This is a genomic window from Amycolatopsis sp. AA4 (assembly GCF_002796545.1).
Lineage (GTDB): Bacteria > Actinomycetota > Actinomycetes > Mycobacteriales > Pseudonocardiaceae > Amycolatopsis.
On sequence record NZ_CP024894.1, the window covers coordinates 6737755 to 6763365 of the forward strand.

Genomic DNA, 25611 nt, shown 5'->3' on the forward strand with positions numbered 1-25611 from the left:
CCGGGTGAGCGGTCCGTGAAGGGCTCCTTCCGGGAATCTGATTCCCTCAAGGAGTCCTTCACGGACCGGCAGTCAGACCAGTGCGGGCTTGCGGAGCAAGTTGCCGTAGGCGGCGGCGAACACGGCGGAAAGCAGCGCGGCCACGGCCGCCACCGCGAAGCTCCATCCCGGCCCGCCCGCCGACAGCACCACCGCGCCGACCGCTCCGGCGAGGCTGCTGCCCACCACCCGGACCAGCGCGTTGATCCCGCCGGCGGCGGCCGTCTTCGCGGGCTCGACGTGCTCGACCGCCATCGTCCCCAGCGCGGCGTACCCGAGCCCGATCCCCAGCCCCAGCACCGCCGCGACCGCGTAGAGACCGAGCCCGTCGCCCGGCAGCGACGTCAGCCACAACGCGGCCGCCAGCACCACCACCGAACCGCCGGCGACCAGCGCGGGCGCGCTGAACCGGCGCATCAACGCACCGGCCAGCACGGAAACCACCAGCATCAGGATCGTCGTCGGCAGGAGATAAAGCCCCACCTGCAACACCGACGCCCCGAGCACGCCCTGCGCGTAGGCGGAAAGCGTCATGATCGTGGAGAACAACGCGAAGCCGAGCAGGAACGACGCCACCGTCGCGCCGACCGTTTTCCGGTGCAGCAGCATGGGAATCTCGATCAACGGCGTCTTCGTGCGCCGCGCCGTCGCCACCCACACCGCCGCCAGCACGACGGCCGCGACCAGCAGCCCGACGGTCGCCCAGCCCCATTCGGCACCCTTGCTGATCGCCAGGAGCAGGCAGATCAGCCATCCCGACACCAGCACCGCGCCCAGCAGATCCGGCGAACCGGTCCGGACCGCGGCCGTCCGGTCCTCCCGCACCGCGGCGACCAGGGCGAACGCCACCACGCCGAGCGCCGCCAGCACCCAGAACACCAGCCGGTGCTCACCCCCGGCGAGCCCGGCGAGAATCATCCCGCCGCCGCTGCCCGCGCCGATCGTCGCGCTCAACACGCCGATCGCGGTCGGCAGCGACCGCGGCGGCAGCACGGTCCGGACCTGGCCGATCGCGAGCGGCAGCAACGGCGCGGCCGTCCCCTGCAGGATCCGGCCGACGATCAGCAACGGCAGCGAGCCCGCCACCGCCGCCAGCACCGATCCCCCGACGAGCAACGCGAGCACGACCAGCGACATCGTGCGCCTGCCGTAGAGGTCGCCGAGCTGCGAGACCAGCGGAATCGCGACCGCGCCGGCCAGCAGCCCCGCGGTCAGCGCCCACGACACCGAACTGAGCGGCACCCCGAGCTTGAGCTGCAGCTGCGGCAGCAACGGCACCACCACGGTCATCTGCAAGGTCCCGACCGCCACCGCGAACGCCAGCGCGGCGACCGTCCCCCAGTAGTTTTTGTACATGTATAAAAAGTAGCATGGCGACATGCCAGCGCGCACCGGCCGACCGCCGAAGATCTCCAAGGCCGACATCGTGGCCGCCGCCCACCGGGTCATCGGCTCCGAAGGCGTCGACGCGTTGACCATGCGCCGCCTGGCCCGCGAGGTCGGCAGCACGGCGATGGCGCTGTACCACCACGTGCGCGACAAAGAGGGTCTGCTTCTGCTGCTGCTGGACGACTACGCGCACCGCGAAATGCCTCGGCCGGAGAACCTCCCCGAGGCACCCGCCGAACGGATCGTGGCGGTCGCGAAGGCGATGCGGGACGGGCTGGCGAACTGCCCGTGGATCGTCGAGGTACTGCGCTCCGACGACCTGCTGTCCGTCGGAGGACTGTGGTACCCGGAGAAAATCGTTGCCGCGGCGGGAAAAGCCGGGCTGCCGCCCGAAGCGGCGGTGGAGGTGTACCGAGCGGTGTGGCACTACACGCTCGGCGAAATCAGCTCACGCGCGGCGGCGGCGCGCCGACGCGATCAGGGCGGCGATACCTACCGGCAGCGAGTCTTCGCGGAGCTGGACGCGACGGAATTCCCCGCGCTCGCCCAGATCGGGCCGCGCTGGGAAACCCTTACCGCACAAGACAGTTACGAACGAGGCGTACGCGCGCTCGTCGTGGGACTACTGCCGTGAGGGGAACCCTGAGGGACTCAGAGTCCCTCAGGGTTCCCCTCACGTACGGTCAGGCCCAGAGCTGACCGTCAAGCCGTTCTGCCGCTTCGTCCAGCGACCCGGAGTACGCGCCGGTCGACAGGTACTTCCAGCCGGCGTCCGCGACCACGAAGGCCACGTCCGCCTTCTCGCCGCGAGCCGCGGCCTTCTCCGCGACCCCGAGCGCGGCGTGCAGCACCGCGCCGGTGGAGATCCCGGCGAAAATGCCCTCGTGCTCCAGCAGTTCCCGCGTCCGCCGGAGAGCGTCGTACGCCCCCACCGAATAGCGTCCGTTGAGCACACTTTCGTCGTACAGCTCCGGCACGAAACCCTCGTCGAGGTTCCGCAGGCCGTACACCAGCTCGCCGTAGCGGGGCTCCGCCGCGATGACCTGGACGTCCGGCTTGTGCTCGTGCAGGTACCGGCCCACGCCCACCAGCGTCCCGGTCGTCCCGAGACCGCCGACGAAATGCGTCAGCGTCGGCAGGTCCTTCAGCAGCTCCGGCCCGGTCCCGCGATAGTGCGCGTCCGCGTTGGCCGGATTGCCGTACTGGTACAGCATCACCCAGTCCGGGTTCTGCTTCGCCAGCTCCTTGGCGCGCCGCACGGCCTCGTTCGAACCGCCCGCGGCCGGCGAGAACACGATCCGCGCGCCGTACGCCTGCAACAGCTGCTTGCGTTCGGCCGAGGTGTTCTCCGGCATCACGCACACCAGGCCGTAGCCCTTGAGCTTCGCGGCCATGGCCAGCGAAATCCCGGTGTTGCCCGAGGTCGGTTCGAGGATCGTGGACCCGCGGCGCAGGATGCCGTCCCGCTCCGCCGCCTCGATCATGGCCAGCGCGGGCCGGTCCTTGATCGAGCCGGTCGGATTGCGGTCCTCGAGCTTCGCCCACAGCCGCACCTCGTCGGTCGGCGACAGCCGGGGCAGGCCTACCAGCGGGGTGCCGCCGAGAGCGTCGAGGAGGGACTCGTAGCGAGCCATCGGCTCAGCGCGCGCCGCCCGCGACGGCGGGCAGGATGGTGAGGGTGTCGCCGTCCTTGACCTCGGCGTCGAGCCCGCCGGAGAAACGCACGTCCTCGTCGTTGACGTAGACGTTGATGAAGCGGTGCAGCTTCTCCTCCTTGACCAGGCGAGCCTTCAGCCCGGCGTGCCGCGACTCGACGTCGTCGATGATCTCGAGGACAGTCTTGCCCGACGCCTCGACGGACTTCTCGCCGCCGGTGTGGGTGCGCAGGATGGTCGGGATGGACACGGTCACGGCCATGGTTTCTACCTCCGGGTGGGTTCCTACACGCTGACGCATCGGACGCCGCGCTTTATTCCGCGGAAAGTTCAGTCGATGATCTCGACCGGCTCCTCGGTGATCTCGGCGTCCACGATCCGGTACGAGCGGAACTCGTGCGAATCGGGCTCTCTTGTCGAGACGAGCACGTAGTGCGCGTCGGGTTCGGCGGCGATGTTCGCGTCGGTGCGCGACGGATAGGCCTCGGTCGCGGTGTGCGAGTGGTAGATGACCACCGGGACCTCGTCGTTCGCGTCCATCTCGCGGTACAGCTTGAGCAGGTCGCCCGAGTCGAACTCGTAGAACGTCGGCGAGCGGGCCGCGTTCAGCATCGGGATGAACCGCTCGGGGCGGTCCGAACCGGCAGGACCGGCCACCACCCCGCACGCTTCGTCGGGGTGGTCACGGCGGGCGTGGGCGACGATCTCGTCGACGAGTTCACGGCGGATCCGGAGCACACGGACATCTTAGTTCGTGGACCGAACGAGTCCACACTGTGAGAGCTACCGCTCATCCGCAGGTCAGGGCACAATAACGGGATGCCGGTGTCCTCGAAGATCCGCGAACGCTGCCGTGGCCTGCTGGCGGAGGGGGACGTCGTCCAGTACGTGTTCCCCGCCACATCGCTGATGGTGTCGATGATGGCCGCGCACCGGAACTTCGTCGTCGTGGTCACCGATCGGCACGTGACCGTGCTCGCCTGCAGCACTTTCCGCCGGTGGAAGCCGGTTTCGGTGTGGGCGCAGCTGCCGCGCTCCACCGAGCTGGGCCCGGTGGAGACGCATCCGTCGCTCGGGCCGACCGTGTCGTTCGGCGATCTGGTGCTGGAGATCGACGAGGAGTACGTGGCCGTCGTGCGCGCCGCCGACCTCGAGCGGAGCGAGGACTCCCTCCCTAAGGACCCGTTCTGACCGGCAGCGCCTCCGGCCACACGTCCCGGTAAGCCGGGACGCCAGCCGCGGGGGTCGCGGACAGCAGTCCGTGCACCATCGCCCGCGCGAACACCCGCGCCGCCGCCGCGCACAACGCGTCCAACGCGCCCGCTCGCGCCGCCACCGCGAACGACCCGGGCTCCCCCGGCAGCTGCTGCGCACCCGTTGCCAGCGCGAACACAGTGTCGCCGTCGAACATCGAGTGCGCCGGGCGCACCGCGCGCGCCAGCCCGTCCTGCGCGGCGACCGTCAACCGGCGTGCCTCCGCCTTCGTCAACGCCGCGTCGCAAGCCACCACTCCGATCGTGGTGTTCAGATCGGTCCGCTGGCTCGGCACCTCGCCCGGCCGGTCCGGCCAGTGGACGCCGAACTCGCCGTTCACTTCGTGATCCGCGGCAAAAGCCCGACCTGTCGCGAAATCCACTGCCTGGCCCGCCGCGTTCACCGCGGCGATCGCGCCGACGGTCACGTCGCCGACTACCTCGCTCGCCGTCCCGATGCCGCCCTTCAGCGAACCGACGACCGCGCCCGAGCCCGCGCCGACGGTGCCCATCGCGACGGCTTCCCCGGCCGCTTCGCAAGCGGCGTAACCGAAATCGGCGTCCGGCCGATTGCCCCACGCACTGCGCGGCAGGTCGAACAGCACCGCCGCGGGCACGATCGGCACCACCTCATACGGCTGTGCGCCAACGGGAAACCCGTAATTCCGCTCGGACAGCCACCGCATCACACCGTCCGCCGCCGCCAGCCCGTACGCGCTTCCGCCGGACAGGCAGACCGCGTTCACCTGCTGCACCAGGTTTTCCGGCTCCAGCAGGTTGGTTTCGCGCGTGCCGGGCGCGCCGCCGCGCTGATCGACCGCGCCGGTCGCGCCGTCCGGAACGAGCACGACAGTGGTTCCGGAAGCCCAGCCGTCGCCGAGCCGCTGGTGATGGCCTACGAGCACGCCGGGGACGTCGGTGATTTTCCCGCCGGTCAGCCGGTCAGCGCCTGGATCAGCGTCTCCTGCACCCATGTGAGCCAATGGTAGACGCCGAGATGGGGCGCGCGGGGGTCGTCTTCCGGCAGTTCGTCGGGCATGTCCTCGGTGACGTCGAGCGCCGTGCCCAGCGCGAGCCGGACGTCGTTCAGCGCGCCGAGCCAGGCGTCGGCCTGTTCGAAGGTCAGCTTCACCGAACCGCCGTCGCGCGGGAGCGTGTCGAGCACGATCTTCGCGACGCCGACCTTCTTCTCCAGCAGCTCCGGCTCGTGCAGCGACCGCATCGCCGCCGCCGAATCGAGGTCCTCGCGGCTCGGGTTGTCCGGGTCGAGCCGGTGGAAGTCCGGCAGCAGCCGCGACAGCACCGGGTCGTCCGGCGATTCGGCGGGCCCGGTGCGGATCCCGGTCAGCTCGGCAAGTTCGTCCTGCGGGGCCTCCTCGGCCCGCGCGGTGAGCATGTCCTCGAGCTGCCCGACGAGCCCGCGCAGCACCGCGGCCTCCTGCTGCTCGAACCCGGCGAGGATGGCGTCCCCCTTGCGCCGCCAGGCCTTCACGAGGGCTGTTCCATGGTCGCCCACAGGCCCGCCGCGTGCAGCTTCGCCACGTCGGTCTCCACCTTCTCCTTCGAACCGGACGACACGATCGCCCTGCCCTTGTTGTGCACGTCGAGCATCAGCTTCGTGGCGTGGTCCCGGCTGTAGCCGAACAGCTTCTGGAAGACGTACGTCACGTACGACATCAGGTTGACCGGATCGTTCCAGACGATCGTCCGCCAGGGCTGGTCGGATTCGGCCAGTTCGGCCCCGAGTGGATCGACCTGCGTCTGTTCGGATGCGACAGGCGTGGACATGCACACCATGGTGTCACGGAGCCGTCCCGGTACGCCGCGCCAGGTCCGTCCATGTGAGTGAATAGGCTGCTCCCATGGGTTCCCCCGAGCCGGTCACCAGCGCCAGCACGGCGCTGCTCACCGACCACTACGAGCTGACCATGCTGGCGAGCGCGCTCGCGGACGGGACGGCCGACCGGCCGTGCGTGTTCGAGGTCTTCGCGCGAAGGCTTCCCGACGGCCGCCGCTACGGCGTCGTCGCGGGCACCGCGCGCGTGCTCGACGCGATCGCCGACTTCCGGTTCACCGACGCCGAACTGGCCATGCTGGAGCAGACCGCGGTCGTCGACCCGGAAACGCTGGCGTGGCTGGCGGACTACGAGTTCCGCGGCGACATCGACGGCTACCGCGAAGGCGACCTGTACTTCCCCGGTTCGCCGATCCTCACCGTGACCGGCACTTTCGCCGAGGCCGTGGTGCTGGAGACGCTGGTGCTGTCGATCCTCAACCACGACAGCGCGATCGCGTCCGCGGCGGCGCGGATGTCCGGCGCGGCGCACGGCAGGCCGATCATCGAGATGGGCGGGCGGCGCACGCACGAGTACGCCGCGGTCGCCGCCGCGCGCGCCGCCTACCTGGCCGGATTCGCCACCACGTCGAACCTCGAAGCGGGCCGCCGCTACGGAATTCCCACCCGCGGCACCGTCGCGCACGCGTTCATGCTGCTGCACGACAGCGAGGAAGCCGCGTTCCGCGCGCAGGTCAGCAAAATGGGCGCGGACACCACTCTCCTGGTGGACACCTACGACATCACCGCGGGCATCGAGGCGGCCGTGCGCGTCGCCGGGCCGGAGCTGGGCGCGATCCGGATCGACTCCGGCGACGTCGGCCCGCTCGCCCGCAAGGCCCGCGACCAGCTCGACGCGCTCGGCGCGAAAGACACCCGGATCGTGGTGTCCGGCGACCTCGACGAGCACGCGATCGCGGCGCTGCGCGCGGAGCCGGTGGACGCGTACGGCGTCGGCACCTCGGTGGTCACCGGATCCGGCGCGCCGACCGCCGGGATGGTGTACAAGCTGGTCGAGGTCGACGGCCGCCCGGTCGCGAAACGCAGTGCGCACAAGGAATCCCGCGGCGGGCGCAAGCACGCGCTGCGCAGGCACCGCAGCACCGGAACCGCGGTCGAGGAAGTGGTCTGGACCGCCGCGAGCGGCCGTCCGGAACCCGGCGAAAACGATGTCGACCTGCAGATCCCCCTGGTGCGCGGAGGCGCGCCGGTGGATGATCTGCCCACACTGGACGACGCGCGCGCCCGCCTGCGGCGCGCGCAGGTGAGCCTGCCGTGGGAGGGCCTCAAGCTCTCGCACGGCGAGCCCGCGATACCGACGACTTTTCTGTAGGGAGCCGACCATGACAACCGCGCTGATCGTGGTGGATGTGCAGAACGACTTCTGCGAGGGAGGCTCGCTCGGCCTGCCGGGCGGGGCGGCGGCCGCGGCGGCCATCTCGCAGCGGATGGCCGAGGGCGGGTATTCGCACGTCGTCGCCACCCGCGACCACCACATCGACCCGGGCGACCACTTCAGCGACACGCCCGACTTCAACACCAGCTGGCCGCCGCACTGCGTCGCGGGCACCGCGGGCGCGTCGTTCCACGACGCGCTGGACGTGGTGCCGGTCGAGGCGGTCTTCTCGAAGGGCGAGTACACCGCCGCGTACTCCGGTTTCGAGGGCAAGTCCGGCGACGGCAAGACGCTCGAGGAATGGCTTCGCGCGCACGAGGTGACCGACGTCGACGTCGTCGGCATCGCGACGGACTTCTGTGTGCGTGCCACCGCTCTCGATGCCGCTCGGGCCGGGTTCAACGTGCAGGTCCTGCTGGACCTGACTGTCGGCGGTTCACAGCCGACGGTGGACGCGACGCTGAAGGACTTCGACGAGGCGGGGGTGCGCTACACCGGCACGCCCGCGCTGCCGCCTGCCTCGTGAGTGTTTACGCCGGTTAGAACCGGCATGGCCGCTCACAAGGCTGGTGCGCCGCCCTTGCCGTACGGGTTGCACGCCGCGGTGCCGAGGTAGATGTCCCCGCTGGCCGGACCGCCCTGCGGGAACAGCTTCACGTGCACCGCGTGCGTGACCAGGCTGCCGTCGGCGGGCTGCGGCGTCACGGTCTCGTTCAGCGTGATCGTGGCCAGTGCCGTGCCCGCCGCGCCGCCGGGGATCGTGATCCGGTAGTTCGCCGGGATCGAGGACGGCACGGTGAAGCCGGAGACCTCGCCGATCGACATCGAGCCGGTGCTGCCCGAATCGGTCGTGGTGGCGCAGCCGACCGAGTACGTGCGGACCTTCAGCTCCGGTCCGCCGTACCGGGTGAGCAGGTCGGATTCGAACCGCTGCCCGCCGGTCTGCACCGTCGCGAGCTGGCCCTTCCGTTCGCAGGTCGTGCCGCCGAAGCCGAACACCGCGACGTCGCCCGCCGCGCCGCCGGTGGTGCGCGCCGAAGCCGGACCGTCGGCGTCGCAGCGCGCCAGCTCGCCGGTGACGACGTGTTCGGAGTCCACCAGCACGTCGAGGCTGCCCGCGGAACCCCAGCCGGTGGACGTCGGCGGACCGGCGTGCGCCACCCCCGGAGCCGTCGCCAGGAAAACCCCGGTGACCAGCAGGATCCGTCCGCGCATTCGACCTGTCTCCCTTCGCCCGTGCTTCGACATCGGCAGCGCGGCAGGGGTCCCAAACGTCGACGGTCGCAGCTCACCCGGACGTGTGGCGGAAGACAGGGGTGGTGAGGAACGCAACTTGTCTCGTTCCGCCGCCTCGCTCGACGATAACCTGCCCGGACGTCCGTTTTCCGTGGTTGGAGGTCCCGTGTCGTCACTGTCTCTCCCGGCCCGCCGTCAGGTGCTGGCCGACCTCGTGCCCGGCACCCTGGTGCGCGACCTGGCGCTCGTCGCCGGCGGCGCCGTGCTCACCGGCGCGGCCGCGCAGCTGATCATCCCGATTCCGGGCACGCCGGTCCCGATGACCGGCCAGACGTTCGCCGCGCTGCTCGTCGGCGCGACGCTCGGCATGCGCCGCGGCGCCGCCTCGCTGCTGCTGTACTTGCTCGTCGGCGCGGCCGGCGTGCCGTGGTTCCAGGGCGGCACCTCCGGGCTGTCCGGCGCCTCGGCCGGGTACATCGTCGGGTTCGTGTTCGCCGGTGCGCTCGTGGGCGCGCTCGCCCGCCGCGGCGGCGACCGCACCCCGCTGCGCACGGCGGGGACCATGGTGCTCGGCAACGTCGTGATCTACGCGTTCGGCGTGCCGTGGCTGATGGCCGCCACCGGATTCGATCTCGCCACCGCTTTCGACAAGGGCGTCACGCCGTTTCTCGTGGGCGACGTGCTGAAGACCGTGGTCGCGGCCGGCGTGCTGCCGCTCGCGTGGACCGCGGTTTCGCGGTTCCGCAAGGAAGACTGAGCCGGATTCCCGGGAGCTTCGGTCCGGCGCGAGGGGTCCGTTCGCGCCGGATCGAAGATCCTGTCGGACCTGGCGGCTATCGTGTCTCGCTGTGCCCGCCCGAACCGATTTCCCCGGCGTCCTCGAACTCCTCACCCACGCGGTGGAGTCCGTCGGCGGCGCCGAACGCCCCGGCCAGGTGAAGATGGCCGATGCCGTCGGCCACGCCATCCGCACCGGCGAGCACCTCGCCGTGCAAGCGGGAACGGGCACCGGCAAATCGCTGGCGTACCTCGTGCCCGCGATCCGGCACGCGGTGGAGAAAGACACCACCGTCGTCGTCTCCACGGCCACCATCGCGCTGCAGCGCCAGCTGGTCGACCGTGATCTCCCGCGCCTGGCGAAGGCGCTCAAGAAGCCGCTCGGGCGCGAACCGACCTTCGCGATCCTCAAGGGCCGCCGCAACTATCTGTGCCTGCACCGCCTCGACACCGGCCCGGCCGACGAACCCGAGGACGCGCAGCTCTTCGACCCGTTCGCGGTGTCCCGCCTCGGCAAGGAAGTCACGCGGCTGCACGAGTGGGTGTCGGACACCGAAACCGGAGACCGCGACGAGCTGGTGCCCGGCGTGTCCGACCAGGCGTGGCGGCAGGTTTCCGTCACCGCGCGGGAATGTCTCGGCGCCGCGAAGTGCCCGGTCGGCACCGATTGCTTCGCCGAACGCGCGCGAGCCGAGGCGGGCAAAGCCGATGTCGTGGTCACCAACCACGCGCTGCTGGCCATCGACGCGTTGCAGGGCTACCAGGTGCTGCCGGACCACGACCTGGTGATCATCGACGAGGCGCACGACCTGGTCGACCGGGTCACGTCGGTCGCGACCGGCGAACTGACCAGCGCCATGGTGTCCGCCGCCGCGCGCCGCTGCGGAAAGCTGATCGACGCGGGCATCGCGGACCGGCTGCTGGAGTCGTCGGACGGGCTCGCGCTGATCCTCGACGACATCCCGGCCGGAAGGCTCGACGCGCTGCCGCGTCCGTTGCAGGGCGCGATCCCGGCGGTGCGCGACGCGGCGAAGGAATGCCTCACCGCGCTGGGCTCGGATCGCAAGGAAGACGTCGGCGAGGCCACCGCGCGCAAGCTGGCGCGGTCGCTGCTCGAAGAAGTGCACGACACCGCGGTGCGGCTGCTCGACGCGTACGACGAGGATCTGGCGCACCAGCGCGACGTCGTCTGGCTGACCGGCGACAAGTATTCGGCGAACCCGCGGCCGCCCGCGTTGAAGGTCGCGCCGCTCGGCGTCGCGGGATTGTTGCGAGAGCGCGTGTTCAACCAGCACACCACCGTGCTGACCTCGGCGACGCTGACCCTCGGCGGCGAATTCGACACGATGGCCCGGCAATGGGGTCTCCCACCGGGCGGCGCGCGCGTGGTGAAGTCGCCGGGCACGGCCACCGACAAGGAAGCGCCGTCGGACGAGGACACCGGCCCGAAGTGGACCGGACTGGACGTCGGCTCGCCGTTCGACCACCGCCGCAACGGCATCCTGTACCTGGCCAAACACCTGCCGCCGCCGGGCCGCGACGGCCTCGCTGAGTCCACAATGGACGAACTGGCCGGACTGGTCGAAGCCGCGGGCGGCCGTACGCTGGGCCTGTTCTCCTCGATGCGCGCGGCGAAACAGGCCGCGGAGGCGATGCGGGAACGGCTCGACCACCCGATCCTCTGCCAGGGCGACGACGCCACGCCGTTGCTCGTGCGGCAGTTCGCCGAAGACGCGCGCACCTGCCTGTTCGGCACGCTGACGCTGTGGCAGGGCGTGGACGTGCCGGGTCCGTCGCTGCAGCTCGTGGTGGTGGACCGGATCCCGTTCCCCCGCCCGGACGATCCGGTGCAGTCAGCTCGCCAACGCGCGGTAGAAGCCCGAGGCGGCAACGGATTCCTCACCGTCGCCGCCACGCACGCCGCGCTTCTGCTGGCCCAGGGCACCGGCCGCCTGCACCGGTCGGTCACCGACCGCGGCGTAGTGGCGGTACTGGATTCCCGTTTGGCCACCGCCCGCTACGGCGGTTTCCTGCGCGCGTCGCTGCCGCCGTTCTGGCCGACGACAGATCCGCAGGTCGCCCGCGACGCACTGAAGCGACTCGACGCGGCCGCGCCCGCCTGACCGAGCGCACCGGACAGGCGGGTACGGTGAGCGGAACGAACACGACAGGGAGCACCGTTGACCCAGGATTCGTCCAGCGCACAATCCCGGACCGTCAGTGTTGACGACACCGGGGTGCGGCGCCGGCTCGCCGATGGCAGCGAAGAAGCTGTGACGTGGTCGGAGCTGCAATCCGTCATGGTGAGAGTCATCCCGGACGGCCCCTGGAACGAAGACGTCTTCTTCATGCTGGTCGGCAACGACGGCAAAGGCACCGCGGTCCCGAGCGGCGACCCGGCCGCGGACGCGCTCATCGAACGCCTGCAGACCTTGCCGGGGTTCGACAACGAGAAGTTCATCGAGGCGATGACGACGGACGCTGATCAGGCGTACGTGGTGTGGCAGAGCTGATTCGGGCTCGGTGAAGCCGCTCCGGGGCGGCGACTGGACTGCTGAGTCTTTCGCTGATCGCGGTTCCGGCAGGAAACGCTTGCTGGGCAAGGGTGGGCGCGCCGCGGCTTCGATAGCTCCGGCCGCAGCCGCCGCCACGGCGCTCGCATTGCCCGACGCACCTGCCGCATCACCTCGGTAACCGCGTCGGTGGCTCGCCGTCCCACCGCCGGAACCGCCGCCAAGCTCAGGCGGTCGGGAAGGTCTCCGTCACCGGAATGGCCTTCTTCAGGGTCCGGCTCACCGTGCACAGCCGCTCGATCGCCCGGTCCACCGCGCCCGCCAGGGCTTCTCGCTGGGCCTCGTCGAGCGACGACACGTCGACGTCGAACGCGACGTGCACCGCGTCCAGTTCCGAGGCTCCTTCGCGCCGGTCGGCGGTCACCGAGACCCGGAACTTCGAATCCTCGCCCACCCGGCGCGTGATCAGCTGTTCCGCTGTCACCGCGGAGCAGCCCGCGGCCGCGATCTGCAGGAGTTCCGCTGGGGAGAACGCGCCTTCCGCGCCGGCCCGACCCAAGCGCACTTCCGCGCCGCGCTCGTTGCGGCCCACGAAACTGTGCGTGCCTTCGCGCTGTACTTCCAAGGTCATCGGAGACGCCTTTCCACCCGTCGGGTCACTGCATTGGCCCAACCGCGCGGGTCACGCCGATGTTCCGGGCTGCTGCGCCAGCACGGTGATCGTGCCGGGGTCGACCTCGGTGAATCCCGCGTCCCGGACGGCGACGACGCGGTCGTCCCGCCAGCCCGCCTCCGGGTCCTCGAGCGGGCACAGTTCCTTCCACCGGGCCGGGCTGGGCGTGCGGACCGCGACCCGGTAGTCCTTCGCCGCCCAGGCCGCCAGTTCGTCGTCCGGCAGCAGCGACGCGAGGATCATCGTGGCGTGCCCGACCTGCGCGGACGCCTTGCCGACGGTCATCGGGACGTCCGGGTTCAGCATCAGCAGCGGGACGTCCGCCGGGGCCGGGCCGGGAGTGTCGGCGGGCAGTTCGCTGCCGGAGATCTGCAGTCGCGAGACCTCTTTCGGGGCCTCCTTGACCAGCCCGGGCACGAGCGCCCGCGCCTCCGCGCCGTCGACCTCGACGGTGATGCCCGGCAGGTCGAGCACCGCCTGCCAGTGCGCGCTGCGGGCCCGGCGCGCGACCTTCCGGATGCGGTTGTCGAGCCACGCGTGCACCGGCTCGGCCCATTCGCCGCCGGGCTCGGCGCGTTCGTCCAGGCACACCGCCAGCGCCGCCGCGGCCGCCGCTTCGAGCAGCGCGGTGCGGCCGGGCGGTTCGGCGCGTTCGATCCGCAGGATGATCGGCATCGCGCGGACCTCGTCCGGGTTCTCGTCGGACGTGTCCGAGGTGTCCTCGGCGGGCAGGCCGAGCCACGAGGCGTACCGGCTGCGCAGCGGTTCGAGCAGAGGGTTCACGGGCGGGCCAATTCGAGTCCGTCGGCCGCGTCCGCCGCCTCGACCTCGGCGCGCGTGACGCCGAGGACGAACAGGACCGCGTCGAGGTACGGGTGCGAGAGCGCGGTGTCGGCGACCTCCCGCAGCGCGGGCTTGGCGTTGAACGCGACGCCCATGCCGGCTGCGGCGAGCATGTCGATGTCGTTGGCCCCGTCGCCGACCGCGACGCATGCGCCCAGCGGGATCCCGTACTCGCCGGCGAACCGGCGCAGCGCGGTCGCCTTCCCCGCGCGGTCCACGATGTCGCCGACGACGCGGCCGGTGAGCTTGCCGTCGACGACCTCCAGCTCGTTGGCCGCCGCGAAATCGAGGCCGAGGTCGTCGACGAGATGGTCGATGACCTGGGTGAATCCGCCGGACACGACGCCGCAGCGGAAACCCATGCGCTTGAGCGTGCGGACGGTCGTGCGGGCCCCCGGGGTCAGCTCGAGCTTCGCCGCGACCTCGTCCATCACGCTGGCGGGCAGCCCAGCGAGCAGCGAAACGCGTTGCTCCAGCGACTCGGCGAAGTTCAGCTCGCCGCGCATCGCGGCCTCGGTGATCTCGCGGACCTGCTCCTCGACCCCGGCGTACGCGCCGAGCATCTCGATGACCTCGCCCTGCACGAGCGTGGAGTCGACGTCGAAGACCACGAGCCGCTTCGCCCGGCGCGTGATGCCCGCGCGCTCGACGGCGACGTCGATGTTGGCCTCGGACGCCGCATCGGCCAGCATGGACCGGAGTTCGGCGTCTGTTTCTTCGGTGTCTTCGCGGACCGAGACGTACAGTTCGAGCCCGGTCACCGGGTAGTCGGCGACGCTGCGGATCGAGTCGATGTTCGCCCCGACGCCCGCCAGCCGCCGCGCGATCTCGGAGAACGCCCGCGCGGTCACCGGACGCCCCAGCAGGACGAGCACGTGCGACGAATCGCGGCGGCCGAGCGCGAACGGATCCGCGCCGATCGCGTCGCCGATGCGAACCTCGACCTCCATGCCGACCGTCGCCATCGCCTGTTCGACGGACTCCTGGAGCCCCTCCGGGTCGCGGTAGACGCCGGCGAGCACGCCGAGCACGAGCTGCCCTCGGATGACCACCTGCTCGATGTCGAGCACGTCCACGTCGTGCCGGGTGAGCACGGCGAACAGCACGGACGAGACCCCGGGCTTGTCCGGGCCGGTCGTGGTGATGAGGACGGGAGTCTGGCTCACTGGTTCGGTATCCCTCGTTCGTCTCGGCACCGACGCTTTAGGCCACGGCGAGTCGGCACGCCCAGTCTGGCCTCCGGCGGCGGCGGGCAGAACGCCCCCGTGCCACGCTTCACACCGCTGGTGCCACTAACGGGCGATGAGGGGGAGCCGCCGGACAGGACGGACCGGGCGCGGCCGGGCGCGGCCGAGGTGACGGGGCGAGGGCTGACCCTGGACAGAAGCGCAGCGGGCAGGGCAAATCTCAGCCGAGCACCAGGCACCCACCCAGGCACCCAGGCACCCAGGCACCCAGGCACCCAGGCACCCAGGCACCCAGGCGAGCATCGTTGCCTGGCCGAGCCTGGCCGAGCCTGGTGAGTGTCTATGCCGGTTCTAACCGGCATAAACACTCACCAGCTCCCACCAGCGCCGCCGCCCCGCGCCCGGGCCCCGGCAACCATCCCCGTAGTTCCAGGCACGAAAACGGCGCGTGCCCGGCCGAGAGAATCCTCGACCGGGCACGCGCCGTCTGGAACTGAAGAGCGCCGGTTACTGCTCGCTCGCGTTGTCCTTGCTGTGGTCGCCCGGCATGGTGGCGTCCACGAGCTTCTGCGACGGGGCCCCGACGTGCTTGGCCTTGCCGAAGAAGCCGATCTCGCCTTCGGTGTGGAGGCGTTCCACCATGTGCGGGTAGTGCAGCTCGAACGCGGGCCGCTCGGAGCGGATCCGGGGCAGTTCGGTGAAGTTGTGCCGCGGCGGCGGGCAGGACGTGGCCCACTCGAGCGAGTTGCCGTAGCCCCACGGGTCGTCGACCGTGACGATCTCGCCGTAGCGGTAGCTCTTGAACACGTTCCAGATGAACGGCAGCGTGGACGCCCCGAGGATGTACGCACCGATCGTGGAGATCGTGTTCAGCGTGGTGAACCCGTCGCTGGCCAGGTAGTCCGCGTATCGCCGCGGCATGCCTTCCGCGCCCAGCCAGTGCTGCACCAGGAACGTGGTGTGGAAGCCGATGAACGTGGTCCAGAAGTGCCACTTCCCTAGCTTCTCGTCCATCATCCGGCCGGTGATCTTCGGGAACCAGAAGTAGATCCCGGCGAAGGTCGCGAACACGATCGTGCCGTAGAGGACGTAGTGGAAGTGCGCCACCACGAAGTAGCTGTCCGACACGTGGAAGTCGATCGCCGGAGCGGCCAGCATGATGCCGGTCAGACCGCCGAAGAGGAACGTGACGATGAAGCCCATCGAGAAGATCATCGGCGTCTCGAAGGACAGCTGGCCCTTCCACATCGTGCCGATCCAGTTGAAGAACTTCACGCCGGTCGGGACCGCGATGAGGAACGTCATGAAGGAGAAGAACGGCAGCAGGACCGCGCCGGTCGCGTACATGTGGTGCGCCCACACCGCCACCGACAGCGCCGCGATCGACAGCGTCGCGAAGACCAGGCCCTTGTAGCCGAACACCGGCTTGCGGCTGAAGACCGGGAAGATCTCCGACACGATCCCGAAGAACGGCAGCGCGACGATGTAGACCTCGGGATGGCCGAAGAACCAGAACAGGTGCTGCCACAGGATCACCCCGCCGTTGGCCGGGTCGAACACGTGGGCGCCGAGGTGCCGGTCCGCCATCAGGCCGAACAGGGCCGCGGTCAGGATCGGGAACGCGAGCAGGATCAGGATGCTCGTGATCAGGATGTTCCAGGTGAAGATCGGCATCCGGTACATCGTCATGCCCGGCGCGCGCAGGCAGACCACCGTGGTGATCATGTTGACCGCGCCGAGGATGGTGCCGAGACCGGACACCGCCAGACCGGCGATCCACAGGTCGGCTCCGACGCCGGGCGAGTGGATGGCGTCCGACAGCGGCGTGTAGGCGAACCAGCCGAAGTCGGCGGCGCCGCCGGGCGTCAGGAAGCCGGACAGCACGATCAGGCTGCCGAACAGGAACAGCCAGTAGGAGAACGCGTTCAGCCGCGGGAACGCCACGTCGGGCGAGCCGATCTGCAGCGGCAGGATGAAGTTCGCGAACCCGAACAGGCTCGGCGTCGCGTACAACAGCAGCATCACCGTGCCGTGCATGGTGAACAGCTGGTTGTACTGCTCCTGGGACAGGAACTGCTGCCCGGGCTGGGCGAGCTCCGTCCGGATGAGCATGGCCATCGCGCCGCCGATCATGAAGAAGGCGAACGACGAGACCAGATACATGATCCCGATCTGCTTGTGGTCCGTCGTGCGGAACAACCGCAGCAGGTACGAACCCTTTGCCGTCTCGCGCGCGGGATACGGGCGCGTTGCGATCGGCTTGGGGGCTACGGCCGTCACTCCTGCCTCCAACACTGCAGCCTGGTGGTGGTCAACTTCGGGGCGCTCGGGCTCAGGCGGGCCTGATCCGGGCGGTCAAGGGGATCGTAGCCCTCGGTACCGACAGTCGCGCGCACCGGCTGGTTAGATCACCGCATGACCGACCCGTACCGCGCCGCGGCGGTCTCCTCCGCGCTGGCCGTCGGCCGCCGGTTCGGGCTCCCGGCCGATGCCGCCGAGGTACTGCACGAACGCTCGAACGTGCTGGTGAGGATGGGTCCGGTAGTCGCGAGGGTCCCCGCCACGACCCGGCTGCTGCGGCCGGACGCGACCGCGTGGCTCGAGCGGGACGTCGCCCTTTCGGCCTACCTCACCGAACGTGGTGTGCGCGTCGTCTCACCGGCCTCGGATCCCCCGGCCGGACCGCATTTCTCGGCGGGATTGCCGGTCACGCTCTGGCACTGGACCCCGCACGATCCGGACCATCGGCACGGGCCGGACGAGACCGCCCGGTCGCTCGCCCGGGTCCACGCCGCGCTGCGCGACTACCCGGGCGAACTGCCGTCCCGCGGCCCGGTCGGCGAGCTCCTGGACACCGTCGCCCGCAGCGGCTCGCTGCTGGACGGCTTCGCGGAGCGGATCCGCGCGGAAACCGAACGGCTGGCCGCGCTGCTGCCGTCTGGCCCGCTCCAGGCCCTGCACGGCGACGCACACCCCGGCAACCTCATCGAGACCGCCGACGGCCCGTGCTGGCTCGACTTCGAGGACACCTGGCGCGGGCCCCTCGAATGGGACCTGGCAATCCTCGCGCAACAGGGCGGTCCGGAGTTCCTCGCCGCGTACCCGGGCGAAGCAGACGAAGCCGTCCTCTCGACGTGTACGCAGCTTCGCGCGCTCTTCGCGGTGGCGTGGCGGTTCCTGATCGCACAACGGTTCCCGCATCGGCTAGTCGAAGCGCGCGCCGCGGCGGTCGAGTACTTCAGCTGACCCAGCCGAGGATCGCCTCGACCACGCCGGCCGGGTCTTCCAGCGGCGTCAGGTGCCCGACGTCCGGGAGGACCGCGAGGGTCGCGTCCGGCAGCGCCTCGACCATGGTGTTGGCGGCGTCGAGCGGGGTGAGCGCGTCGCGCTCCCCCACGATGACGAGCGCCGGGACGTCGACTTCGCGCAGCAGGTCAACGGAATCGGGCCGGTTGCGGATCGCCCGCGCGGCCCACGCGACCCCGGACGGCGGCTGCGCGTCGATCAATTCGCGCACGCGCGTTTGGACATCCGTGGACGCGCTGTCGGCCAGCAGCTTCGGCAGGTTCGCCTCAGCCAGCCAACCCTTGACGCCCTCGGCCTCGGCGCGGCTCGCGACGTCGAGCCGGGCCTGCGCGGCTTCGGGGGTGTCCGCGGTGGCCTTGGTGTCGATGAGGAGCAGACCGCCGACGCGCTCGGGCGCCTGCCGCAGGACGGCCATCGCGAGGTAGCCGCCCATCGAGCAGCCGCCGAGGATCACCTGATCGAGTTCGAGCTTGTCGAGCAGCGCGACGACGTCCCGCGCGGCGTCGGCCAGATCCGGCTCGGCTTCGCTCTCCGGCAGCGGACTCCGGCCGAGACCGCGCTGGTCCGGCGTGATGACCCGGAACCGCTCCGCGAGCGGCGCGCGGACCGGGTCCCACATGCGGGCGTCGAGCGGGAAGGCGTGCAGGAGCACCAACGGCAGTTCGGTCATGGCTGAGATTGTCGCTGCCTTTTGGGCGCGTTTTTTGTCGGACCCCGTCGTTATGGTCGGGGGCGTGACAGAGATCGTGACGGAAAGGCTGGGGCTGCGGCGCTTCGTGGAGACCGATCGGCAGGCGGTGGTGGACATCCACCGCGACCCGGAGACGAACCGGTACAACCCGCATCCCCCGGACACCGCGACCACGCTCGTGATGTTCGACAGCTGGCTCGAGCACTGGGCGACGTTCGGCTACGGCTACCTGGCGGTCCGGGAGCGGGGCAGGCCCGCGGCCACGGACGGGTCGGACGTGATCGGCATGACCGGAGTGCGCAACCGGGAGTTCCGGGGCGAGAAGGTGCTGAACCTGGCGTACCGCTTCCGCCCGTCTGCGTGGGGCAAGGGCTACGCGGCGGAAGCGGCGCGGGCGGCGGTGGAGTGGGCGGAACGGGAGATGTCGGCGGTTCCGGTGTTGATCAGCGTGTCGGTGACGAACACGCCGTCGCTGCGGGTGGTGGAGAAGCTGGGGTTCAGGGAGTACGTGGAGGAGGAGTACGAGGGGGCGGTTTCGCGGCATTTCCGGCGGTGATGGCTGGGTTTGGGAAGCGGTGACTGGCCGGAGTGGAGAGGTGGCTGGGCTGGGGAGACGGGCTGAGGAGGGGCGAGCAGGCGGGTTGGTCGCTTGCGAGTACGCGCAACGGCTTCCGGTGGGACGAGGGCCAGCCGGATCCGATTGCCCGGCCTGAGCGGGTGTGAACGCGGGAACCGCGCATCCGCGCAGTGGCTGGGTTTGACCTGGTCGGACGCCTGGGTTCGCCGTCTGGACTGGCTGCGCGGGAACACCTGGGCCAGCCGGAGGTCAAGCACGCCGGGGCGGGCGAGTGCGCTGCCACCAGGCTGCACGCCGGGGTTCGTCGTCTGGCTGGCCGCGCGCGAAGACGTGGGCCAACCGAAGGACAACCACGCGGGGGCGGGCGAGTGCGCAGCCGACCTGGCCACACGCCTGGGTTCGCCGTCTGGACTGGCCGCGCGCAAACACCCGGGCCAGCCGGAGGCCAACCACGCGGGGGGCGGGCGAGTGCGATGCCGACCAGGCCACACGCCTGGGTTCGCCGTCTGGGCTGGCCACGCACGAACACCCGGGCCAGCCAGAGGTCGAGCACGCGGGGGCGGGCGAGTGCGCTGCCGACCAGGCCGCAGGAGGTCTCCCGGCACGTGCCGAGGTGCAGCACGGTTTGCCGTGCTGGAAATAGTTGCCGCACTCGTACCGGCATTCCACAGCGGCCCAAGCAGGCGACTGCGTTGCCAAAACGCGGCCTCGTTCCCTCCAGTGACCACTGTGGACAGACGCGCGAATCAAGTCTGCGCTAAAGCCGCGAGTCGCCCTCAGTCGAGGCGATTCGCGTTGTCCCGCAACAGCCAGCCGCCCATGAGACCGCTCGCTACCGCGATCACGCCGCACAGCAGCAACACCAGCAACACCCCGTGCGTCGCCCCTTCGCTCCCCTCTCCTCGGGTCGCGTACACCGCTCCGGACACCGCGATTCCGAGTGCCAGCCCGAGTTGCCGCGAACTGTTCGCGGCCGCCCCGGCCGTGCCGCCGTATTCCGCGGGGACCGACGCGATGGCGACTGCCGGGAGGACCGGGGACACGATGCCCGCGCCGATTCCGGTCAGGACCAGCGCCGGCAGCAACGCCACCCAGGTCGGGCTGAGCAGCACCGCGACCGCGGTCAGGCAGCCGAGGCCGAGCAAGGCCGTCGCGCCGCCCAGCACCCGGTCCGGCGACCGGGCGTGCAGCCGTCCGCTGATCAGCGCCGACACCACGACGAACACCACCACCTGCAGCGCCAAAACCGCCGAGGTCGCCGCCGAACTGAGGCCGGTCGCGTTCTGCAGCCAGAGCGAAATCACCGGCAGCGCACCGAATCCGGCGAAGTAATAGCTGAACGCGACGAGCAGCACTCCGAGAAACCGGCGCGTGCCGAACAAACTGGTCGGCACCATGGGTGCGCTGCTGCGGCGTTCCACCACCACGAACGCCGCGATGGCCGCCACCGTGACCAGGTATCCGGTCACCGCACCGGCAGAAGACCATCCGCGGTCGCCGCCGGTGATGACGGAATAGGCGAGTCCGGTCGCGGCGAGCGAGAACGTGCCGATGCCCGGGTAGTCGACACTGCGGCCGCGCGCTCGCGGTCCTTCCTTCAACGACGTCGCCGCCATGACGATCGCGACCGCGCAAATGGGCAGGGAGACAAAGAAAATCCACCGCCAGCCGAGCAATTGCGCGATTATGCCGCCGGAGAAGGTGCCCACCGCGCTGGCCACTCCGGCGACCGTCCCCCACACCGCGAACGCTCGGGCCCGGTCGCGGCCCTCGTAGGTCAACCCGACCAGCGGCAGGATCGTCGCGAACATCGCCGCGCCCGCGACGCCTTGCACGACCCGCGCAGCGATCAATTCGCCGGGCGTCGCGGCCAGGCCGCAGACGAGCGTCGCGAGGGAGAACAGGACCAGTCCGGCGAGGTAGACCCGCTTGCGGCCGAGCAGGTCGCTCAGCGAGCCGAAGCCCAGCAGCAGCCCGGCGAGGGCTACCGTGAAGACGTCGACGATCCATTGCAGCTGGCCGTATCCCGCGCCGAGTTCGACCCCGATCGCGGGCAGCGCGACGGTGACGACGCTGGTGTAGACCAGCAGCAGAAACGTGCCGACGCACGCGGCGATCAGCGGAATCCAGGACGGCGCGGCGACCGCGGGTTCGGCCCCGCTCGTCGAATGAGGCATGGCTAAGAGCGTGCTGTAATAGGCTTATGCCGCATAACTCTTACTACCGGAGTTTTCTCAAGTTTGTGACCGGCCTCGCCAACGACCGTCCCGCCGACCTCGCTGACCTGGTCGAACGCTGGGACGAAACGGAGATGGGCCCGGTCCCGCCGGTCTCCGACGAGGACTTTCCCGAGGTGTGCGCCTTCCTGGACCGCTGGATCGAGGTCGTCGACGCCACCGACGAGGCGGACCGGGTCCGGCTGCTGAACGCGCTGCTGGCCGAGGCCGCCGCCTACCCGAGGATCACCGAGCACGACGGGTACAGCTGGCATCTGCACTACCAGGACGACGGGATGCGCCTGCCCGCGGTGCTGCGCGCGGTCACCTCGGTGGCGGCGGCGCAGTACCTGACCTCGACCAGCCTGCACCGCCTCGGCCGCTGCGCCGCGAGGGAATGCCGCCGCGCGTTCGTCGACTTCACCCGCAGCGGGACGCAGCGCTACTGCACCCACGCCTGCGTCAACCGCGACGCGGTCCGGCGGCACCGCGCCCGGAAGAAGGAAACCCTTTCGCGGTAAAGAACCTCACGTCACCGGCGCCGCTGCGGACGCCGCCGGGCGCGGGCCTCCCAGCACGGCCGGTGCCAGTGCCTGCGGTCGGCGACCCCGCCGGTCTCGTCGGCGGGCCAGACGACCAGGTGCGGGACCCCGGGCCGGATTTCGTGGTCACAGCCGGGACAGCGGTAGGTCTTGGCGGCCTGCGAACCGGGCACGGTGCGCACGAGCCAGTCGCCGTCGGGGGCGGATTCGCTGCGAGCCCAGCCGCTGACCGCGCCGGCGTCCGGTCGCTCGACGGGACCGGAACGGCCGCGGCCGGGTCGATTGCGTCTGGGCACGCAGCCACGGTAACCGGGCGCAGCCGGGACGGTTCAGCCGGTGGTCCAGCGGATCAGCCCCGCGCGATCGCCAGCGGGACCAGCTGTTCGGCGGAGGTCAGCGAACCGTGCTGGCCCACCAGGTTCGACTCGACCGCCTCGGCCAGTTCGCGAACCATGCCGAACGTTCCGGTCGCCGCCGCGACGACGTCGCCGATCCGCGGGCGCACCCGGTCGCTCACCGATGCCCCGAACCAGCCCGCCGCGATCGCCTCCTCGCGCGGCAATACCCACGCCCGCGAGCCCAGGACCTCGCGCCACGCGGCCACCACGTCGGCCGTCGCGCCGGGTTCGGTGTACACATGCCGGGCGCGGACCTCGCCGCCGAAAGCCCGGACGCCCGCCAGCAGCTCCGGGGTGTCTTCCAGGTCCAGTTTCTCCTCGACGGTCACCATTCCGTGGTCCGCCACCACCGCCAGCACCGCACCGGCGGGCAGTCCGTCCACAATGGACTCGACGAGCCGGTCGACGTGCCGGAGTTGCATGCGCCAGGCGGTCGAGCCGGGGCCGTAAAGGTGGCCCAGCAGGTCCAATTCGCTGTGGTAGGCATAGCAAAACGCGCGCGAGGACAGTACCTCCAGGGTCCGCGCGGCCAGGTCGCCCAGTGCGTGCACCCCGGCGTACCGGGCGCCGCTTTGCGTCGCTTGGGTGAGAGCGGTGTTGGCGAAATGCGCCGAGGACACCACAGCGGCCTCGATACCCGCGGCGGCGGCTCGCTCGAAGGTGGTCGGGAGAGGTTGGACTTCGCGGGGCGGCAGGGCGCCGCGGAGGTCGCTGCCGTCGTCGTGGGAACGCCAGCGCAGGGCGTTCAGCACGCCGGCTCCCGGGATCTCGAAGGTGTAGCCGACCATGCCGTGCTCGCCCGATGCCAGACCGGTGCCGATCGCCGCGACCCCGGCCGCGGTGGTCGACGGGAAGCCGACTCGCAGCGGGCTGGCGGCGAGTTCGGCGAGCACCGGCGCGTCGGCCGCGTACTGGGCGAGCAGTTCCCAGCCGAGGCCGTCGATGAGGAGCACGCACGCGCTGCGGGCTTCGGGCAGCGCCAGGCCGCCGTCCTCGCCGGGCACGCCCAGCGCGCCGAGCAGGGCGGGAACGACCTGGCCGAGATGCGGAACATCCGCGTACTGGGGCACATCCACCCGGACAGCTTCCCACTGCGGCGGCGCGCCAGCGATAATCAAGGCATGCCCACCTACGCCTACCGCTGCCGCGACTGCACCGAGACGTTCGAACTCCAGCGCCCGATGGCCGAGTCCAGCGCGCCCGCCCCGTGCCCGGAGGGGCATACGGACACGGTCAAGCTGCTCACGACGGTCGCGCTCACCGGTTCGGCCTCCGCCCCGGCCCCGGTCGGCGGAGGGTGTTGCGGCGGCGGTTGCTGCGGCTGAGCGGGCCTCCACCGCCACTCTGGCGGCGGAGGCCGCGGCCGATCAGCAGGACTTCAGCGCCTGATCCAGGTCAAGCCACAGGTCCTCGACGTCCTCCAGCCCCGCCGAAAGCCGCAGCAGGCCGTGCGTGATGCCGGAGCCGGTGCGGTCGTCCTCAGCGACGATCCGGTGCGTCAGCGACGCCGGGTGCTGGATCAAGGTGTCGACACTGCCCAGACTCACCGCGGGCGTGATCAGCCGGACCGCGCCGACGACCGCGTGCGGGTCGCCGGTTACTTCGAAGGCCACCAAGGGGCCGCCCAGCTTCGGGTAGTGCACGGCGCTGACCGACGGGTGCGAAGCCAGCCGCGAAGCCAGGACGGCAGCGGTTTCCGAGGCGGCCTTCACGCGCAGCGGGAGCGTCGAAAGGCCGCGCAGCAACAGGTATCCGGCGAGCGGGTGCAGCACGCCGCCGGTCGCGAAGCGCAGAGAACGCAGACGCGCGGCTTCTTCGGCGTCACAGGCCACGATGCCGCCCATGACGTCGCCGTGACCGCCCAGGAACTTCGTCGCGCTGTGCAGCACCATGCGGGCGCCGAGGTGGCCGGGGCGTTGCAGGACCGGCGTCGCGAAGGTGTTGTCGACCAGGACCGGGACGTCGCCGCACGCGGCGGTCAGGGCGGCGATGTCCAGTTCGCTCAGGGTCGGGTTCGCGGGCGTCTCCACGAAAACGAGGCCGGTGTCCGGGCGCAGGGCGTCGGCGACGTCCTCGGGCGCGGTCCAGGTGACCTCGGTGCCCAGGAGTCCGGTGATCAGCAGGTGATCGGTGCAGCCGTACAGCGGCCGGACGCCGACGATGTGCCGTTTTCCTTGCGACACCGCGGAAAGCAGGCACGCCGAGACCGCCGCCATGCCGCTCGCGAACGCCACCGCGTGGTCGAAGCCCTCGAGTTCCGCGAGCGCCTGCTCGAACCGTTCGACGGTCGGGTTGCCGATCCGGCCGTAGATGCCGGTGACGTTCCCGCCCGCGGCGAACTCGTCGATCCGGCGGGCCTCCTCGGCGCTGTCGCGCGCGGGGTAGGTCGTGGAGAAGTCGAGCGGGGCGGCGTGCAGGCCGAGGTCGGCGAGATCGTCGCGACCGGCGTGGACGGCTCGGGTGCGCAAGGCGGAAGTCATGGCAGCCACGTTCGGACACGCCACGGCTCCGAAGCAACAATCTCGGATAAGATTCAACGATGGGCGAGACTGTCGAACTGAGTCCGGTTGATCTTGAGATTCTGCGAGTGCTGCAGAACGATGCCCGGACGTCGAACAAGGAACTCGCGGCCGCCGTCGGGCTCGCGCCGTCGACCTGCCTGGACCGCGTGGCGCGGCTCCGGGAGACCGGGGTGATCACCGGCCAGCACGCCCAGGTCGACGCGGCGAAGCTGGGCCGCCCGCTGGAGGCGTTCCTGTTCGTGCAGGTCCGGCCGCACCGCAGGCCGCTGGTCGAGCAGTTCGTGGAACATCTGCTGGCGCTGCCGGAAATCCGCGCGGTCTACCACCTGACCGGACCGGACGATTTCCTCGCGCACGTCGCCACCACGTCGGCCGCCGAACTGCAGCGGCTGGTGCTGGACGAACTCACCTCCCGCGACGAGGTCGCCCGCGTGCACACGAACCTCGTGTTCCAGCAGTGGCAAGGCGGCCCGCTGCTGCCGCCGGACGGCGAACCCGCCAAGGGCGCGCGCATCCGGCGACGCGACCGGTGAGCTGCGGGCAGGTCATTCTCTGCCCTTGCCA

At 70.6% G+C, this 25611-nt stretch carries 29 protein-coding genes; 12 read left to right on the plus strand and 17 right to left on the minus strand.

The features are described 5' to 3' along the window. Positions 1–72 precede the first annotated feature (72 nt). Positions 73–1395, minus strand: coding sequence for an MFS transporter (locus CU254_RS30970; protein WP_009082489.1), 1323 nt, complete (start codon positions 1393–1395; stop codon positions 73–75). Positions 1396–1417: 22 nt separating this feature from the next. On the opposite strand from CU254_RS30970, the gene CU254_RS30975 reads away from it, so the two are divergent. Next, on the plus strand, positions 1418–2062 hold the full coding sequence (locus CU254_RS30975; RefSeq protein WP_009082491.1) for a TetR/AcrR family transcriptional regulator: 645 nt from the start codon (positions 1418–1420) through the stop codon (positions 2060–2062). Between the two features lie 49 nt (positions 2063–2111). Here the strand turns inward: CU254_RS30975 and CU254_RS30980 are convergent, their stop codons facing one another. The 3 genes from CU254_RS30980 to CU254_RS30990 form a co-directional block, all read right to left on the minus strand. After that, on the minus strand, positions 2112–3062 hold the full coding sequence (locus CU254_RS30980) for a PLP-dependent cysteine synthase family protein (RefSeq protein WP_009082493.1): 951 nt from the start codon (positions 3060–3062) through the stop codon (positions 2112–2114). Between the two features lie 4 nt (positions 3063–3066). After that, a complete protein-coding gene (locus CU254_RS30985) occupies positions 3067–3345 on the minus strand; it encodes a MoaD/ThiS family protein (RefSeq protein ID WP_009082495.1) in 279 nt (92 codons plus the stop codon). A 68-nt stretch (positions 3346–3413) separates the two neighbouring features. Further along, positions 3414–3821 carry a Mov34/MPN/PAD-1 family protein gene (locus tag CU254_RS30990; protein ID WP_009082496.1) on the minus strand — a complete coding sequence of 136 codons (408 nt, stop codon included), beginning with the start codon at positions 3819–3821 and terminating at the stop codon, positions 3414–3416. A gap of 81 nt (positions 3822–3902) precedes the next feature. Between CU254_RS30990 and CU254_RS30995 the strand changes: the two genes are divergently transcribed. Further along, complete coding sequence (locus CU254_RS30995; protein WP_009082497.1) at positions 3903–4274, plus strand: hypothetical protein; 372 nt, start codon at positions 3903–3905, stop codon at positions 4272–4274. Here the strand turns inward: CU254_RS30995 and CU254_RS31000 are convergent. Genes CU254_RS31000 through clpS form a run of 3 tightly spaced genes read right to left on the minus strand, consistent with a single transcriptional unit; the run spans position 4258 to position 6124 of the window. Then, the gene (locus tag CU254_RS31000) at positions 4258–5310 is read right to left on the minus strand and encodes a P1 family peptidase (RefSeq protein ID WP_009082498.1); all 1053 of its coding nucleotides are present in this window, start codon (positions 5308–5310) and stop codon (positions 4258–4260) included. The two genes, CU254_RS30995 and CU254_RS31000, sit on opposite strands and share 17 nt — an antisense overlap. Next, positions 5271–5828: a DUF2017 domain-containing protein gene (locus CU254_RS31005; protein ID WP_037715369.1), complete on the minus strand. Its 558-nt coding sequence runs from the start codon at positions 5826–5828 to the stop codon at positions 5271–5273. Before CU254_RS31005 ends, CU254_RS31000 begins: the two co-directional genes overlap by 40 nt. Then, positions 5825–6124 (minus strand): ATP-dependent Clp protease adapter ClpS, encoded by a 300-nt coding sequence (gene clpS / locus CU254_RS31010; protein WP_037718267.1) that lies wholly within the window; start codon positions 6122–6124, stop codon positions 5825–5827. Before clpS ends, CU254_RS31005 begins: the two co-directional genes overlap by 4 nt. A 74-nt stretch (positions 6125–6198) precedes the next feature. On the opposite strand from clpS, the gene CU254_RS31015 reads away from it, so the two are divergent. Both CU254_RS31015 and CU254_RS31020 read left to right on the plus strand, forming a co-directional pair. Next, positions 6199–7503: a nicotinate phosphoribosyltransferase gene (locus tag CU254_RS31015; RefSeq protein WP_009082501.1), complete on the plus strand. Its 1305-nt coding sequence runs from the start codon at positions 6199–6201 to the stop codon at positions 7501–7503. Between the two features lie 10 nt (positions 7504–7513). After that, positions 7514–8092, plus strand: a complete 579-nt coding sequence (locus tag CU254_RS31020; protein ID WP_009082502.1) for an isochorismatase family protein — start codon at positions 7514–7516, stop codon at positions 8090–8092. Positions 8093–8124: 32 nt separating this feature from the next. On the opposite strand, the gene CU254_RS31025 is transcribed toward CU254_RS31020, so the two are convergent. Next, complete coding sequence (locus CU254_RS31025; protein ID WP_050788322.1) at positions 8125–8781, minus strand: choice-of-anchor P family protein; 657 nt, start codon at positions 8779–8781, stop codon at positions 8125–8127. A gap of 187 nt (positions 8782–8968) precedes the next feature. Here CU254_RS31025 and CU254_RS31030 point away from each other — a divergent pair, with 187 nt between their 5' ends. The 3 genes from CU254_RS31030 (at position 8969) to CU254_RS31040 (ending at position 12092) form a co-directional block, all read left to right on the plus strand. Beyond that, on the plus strand, positions 8969–9559 hold the full coding sequence (locus CU254_RS31030; protein ID WP_037715371.1) for a biotin transporter BioY: 591 nt from the start codon (positions 8969–8971) through the stop codon (positions 9557–9559). Positions 9560–9650: 91 nt separating this feature from the next. Further along, a complete protein-coding gene (locus CU254_RS31035) occupies positions 9651–11702 on the plus strand; it encodes an ATP-dependent DNA helicase (RefSeq protein ID WP_037715373.1) in 2052 nt (683 codons plus the stop codon). Positions 11703–11759: 57 nt separating this feature from the next. Then, positions 11760–12092 carry a hypothetical protein gene (locus CU254_RS31040; RefSeq protein ID WP_009082506.1) on the plus strand — a complete coding sequence of 111 codons (333 nt, stop codon included), beginning with the start codon at positions 11760–11762 and terminating at the stop codon, positions 12090–12092. 226 nt (positions 12093–12318) lie between these two features. Here the strand turns inward: CU254_RS31040 and CU254_RS31045 are convergent, their stop codons facing one another. The 4 genes from CU254_RS31045 to ctaD all read right to left on the minus strand — a co-directional run bounded on the left by CU254_RS31045 (position 12319) and on the right by ctaD (position 17075). After that, positions 12319–12723: an OsmC family protein gene (locus CU254_RS31045; protein WP_037715375.1), complete on the minus strand. Its 405-nt coding sequence runs from the start codon at positions 12721–12723 to the stop codon at positions 12319–12321. A gap of 51 nt (positions 12724–12774) precedes the next feature. Next, positions 12775–13548 carry a peptidyl-tRNA hydrolase gene (locus CU254_RS31050; protein ID WP_009082508.1) on the minus strand — a complete coding sequence of 258 codons (774 nt, stop codon included), beginning with the start codon at positions 13546–13548 and terminating at the stop codon, positions 12775–12777. Beyond that, on the minus strand, positions 13545–14774 hold the full coding sequence (serB, locus tag CU254_RS31055) for a phosphoserine phosphatase SerB (protein WP_009082509.1): 1230 nt from the start codon (positions 14772–14774) through the stop codon (positions 13545–13547). Before serB ends, CU254_RS31050 begins: the two co-directional genes overlap by 4 nt. Before the next feature lie 528 nt (positions 14775–15302). Further along, positions 15303–17075, minus strand: coding sequence for a cytochrome c oxidase subunit I (gene ctaD, locus CU254_RS31060; RefSeq protein WP_037715377.1), 1773 nt, complete (start codon positions 17073–17075; stop codon positions 15303–15305). A gap of 135 nt (positions 17076–17210) precedes the next feature. Between ctaD and CU254_RS31065 the strand changes: the two genes are divergently transcribed. Beyond that, positions 17211–18041, plus strand: a complete 831-nt coding sequence (locus CU254_RS31065; RefSeq protein WP_009082512.1) for a phosphotransferase enzyme family protein — start codon at positions 17211–17213, stop codon at positions 18039–18041. On the opposite strand, the gene CU254_RS31070 is transcribed toward CU254_RS31065, so the two are convergent. Then, complete coding sequence (locus tag CU254_RS31070; RefSeq protein ID WP_009082516.1) at positions 18034–18771, minus strand: alpha/beta fold hydrolase; 738 nt, start codon at positions 18769–18771, stop codon at positions 18034–18036. The two genes, CU254_RS31065 and CU254_RS31070, sit on opposite strands and share 8 nt — an antisense overlap. A 52-nt stretch (positions 18772–18823) precedes the next feature. Between CU254_RS31070 and CU254_RS31075 the strand changes: the two genes are divergently transcribed. Then, positions 18824–19348, plus strand: coding sequence for a GNAT family N-acetyltransferase (locus CU254_RS31075; protein WP_037715379.1), 525 nt, complete (start codon positions 18824–18826; stop codon positions 19346–19348). A gap of 797 nt (positions 19349–20145) precedes the next feature. Here CU254_RS31075 and CU254_RS31080 read toward each other — a convergent pair. Continuing rightward, a complete protein-coding gene (locus CU254_RS31080) occupies positions 20146–21546 on the minus strand; it encodes an MFS transporter (RefSeq protein ID WP_009082519.1) in 1401 nt (466 codons plus the stop codon). A gap of 65 nt (positions 21547–21611) precedes the next feature. On the opposite strand from CU254_RS31080, the gene CU254_RS31085 reads away from it, so the two are divergent. Further along, the gene (locus CU254_RS31085) at positions 21612–22106 is read left to right on the plus strand and encodes a CGNR zinc finger domain-containing protein (protein WP_009082521.1); all 495 of its coding nucleotides are present in this window, start codon (positions 21612–21614) and stop codon (positions 22104–22106) included. 11 nt (positions 22107–22117) lie between these two features. On the opposite strand, the gene CU254_RS31090 is transcribed toward CU254_RS31085, so the two are convergent. Together CU254_RS31090 and CU254_RS31095 are read right to left on the minus strand one after the other, a co-directional pair. Then, positions 22118–22423: a hypothetical protein gene (locus CU254_RS31090; RefSeq protein ID WP_009082523.1), complete on the minus strand. Its 306-nt coding sequence runs from the start codon at positions 22421–22423 to the stop codon at positions 22118–22120. Between the two features lie 53 nt (positions 22424–22476). Next, entirely contained in the window at positions 22477–23601 is a 1125-nt protein-coding gene (locus CU254_RS31095; RefSeq protein ID WP_009082527.1) for an alkaline phosphatase family protein, read from the minus strand. A gap of 45 nt (positions 23602–23646) precedes the next feature. On the opposite strand from CU254_RS31095, the gene CU254_RS31100 reads away from it, so the two are divergent. Further along, positions 23647–23850: a zinc ribbon domain-containing protein gene (locus CU254_RS31100; protein WP_037715384.1), complete on the plus strand. Its 204-nt coding sequence runs from the start codon at positions 23647–23649 to the stop codon at positions 23848–23850. Between the two features lie 42 nt (positions 23851–23892). On the opposite strand, the gene CU254_RS31105 is transcribed toward CU254_RS31100, so the two are convergent. Further along, positions 23893–25005 carry a PLP-dependent aspartate aminotransferase family protein gene (locus CU254_RS31105; protein ID WP_037715387.1) on the minus strand — a complete coding sequence of 371 codons (1113 nt, stop codon included), beginning with the start codon at positions 25003–25005 and terminating at the stop codon, positions 23893–23895. A gap of 59 nt (positions 25006–25064) precedes the next feature. Here CU254_RS31105 and CU254_RS31110 point away from each other — a divergent pair, with 59 nt between their 5' ends. Continuing rightward, on the plus strand, positions 25065–25580 hold the full coding sequence (locus tag CU254_RS31110) for an Lrp/AsnC family transcriptional regulator (protein ID WP_009082531.1): 516 nt from the start codon (positions 25065–25067) through the stop codon (positions 25578–25580). The last annotated feature ends 31 nt before the right edge of the window (positions 25581–25611 follow it).

Bases quoted from the DNA above. Each gene is read 5' to 3' on its own strand.
- CU254_RS30975 (WP_009082491.1), top strand. From the start codon at position 1,418: ATGCCAGCGCGCACCGGCCGACCGCCGAAGATCTCCAAGGCCGACATC.
- CU254_RS31020 (WP_009082502.1), top strand. From the start codon at position 7,514: ATGACAACCGCGCTGATCGTGGTGGATGTGCAGAACGACTTCTGCGAG.
- CU254_RS31100 (WP_037715384.1), top strand. From the start codon at position 23,647: ATGCCCACCTACGCCTACCGCTGCCGCGACTGCACCGAGACGTTCGAA.
- CU254_RS31075 (WP_037715379.1), top strand. From the start codon at position 18,824: ATGGTCGGGGGCGTGACAGAGATCGTGACGGAAAGGCTGGGGCTGCGG.
- CU254_RS31105 (WP_037715387.1), bottom strand. From the start codon at position 25,005: ATGACTTCCGCCTTGCGCACCCGAGCCGTCCACGCCGGTCGCGACGAT.
- CU254_RS31110 (WP_009082531.1), top strand. From the start codon at position 25,065: ATGGGCGAGACTGTCGAACTGAGTCCGGTTGATCTTGAGATTCTGCGA.
- CU254_RS31065 (WP_009082512.1), top strand. From the start codon at position 17,211: ATGACCGACCCGTACCGCGCCGCGGCGGTCTCCTCCGCGCTGGCCGTC.
- CU254_RS31000 (WP_009082498.1), bottom strand. From the start codon at position 5,310: ATGGGTGCAGGAGACGCTGATCCAGGCGCTGACCGGCTGACCGGCGGG.
- CU254_RS31015 (WP_009082501.1), top strand. From the start codon at position 6,199: ATGGGTTCCCCCGAGCCGGTCACCAGCGCCAGCACGGCGCTGCTCACC.
- CU254_RS31080 (WP_009082519.1), bottom strand. From the start codon at position 21,546: ATGCCTCATTCGACGAGCGGGGCCGAACCCGCGGTCGCCGCGCCGTCC.
- CU254_RS30970 (WP_009082489.1), bottom strand. From the start codon at position 1,395: ATGTACAAAAACTACTGGGGGACGGTCGCCGCGCTGGCGTTCGCGGTG.
- CU254_RS30980 (WP_009082493.1), bottom strand. From the start codon at position 3,062: ATGGCTCGCTACGAGTCCCTCCTCGACGCTCTCGGCGGCACCCCGCTG.
- CU254_RS31025 (WP_050788322.1), bottom strand. From the start codon at position 8,781: ATGCGCGGACGGATCCTGCTGGTCACCGGGGTTTTCCTGGCGACGGCT.
- clpS (WP_037718267.1), bottom strand. From the start codon at position 6,124: ATGTCCACGCCTGTCGCATCCGAACAGACGCAGGTCGATCCACTCGGG.
- CU254_RS30985 (WP_009082495.1), bottom strand. From the start codon at position 3,345: ATGGCCGTGACCGTGTCCATCCCGACCATCCTGCGCACCCACACCGGC.
- CU254_RS30995 (WP_009082497.1), top strand. From the start codon at position 3,903: ATGCCGGTGTCCTCGAAGATCCGCGAACGCTGCCGTGGCCTGCTGGCG.
- CU254_RS31070 (WP_009082516.1), bottom strand. From the start codon at position 18,771: ATGACCGAACTGCCGTTGGTGCTCCTGCACGCCTTCCCGCTCGACGCC.
- CU254_RS31045 (WP_037715375.1), bottom strand. From the start codon at position 12,723: ATGACCTTGGAAGTACAGCGCGAAGGCACGCACAGTTTCGTGGGCCGC.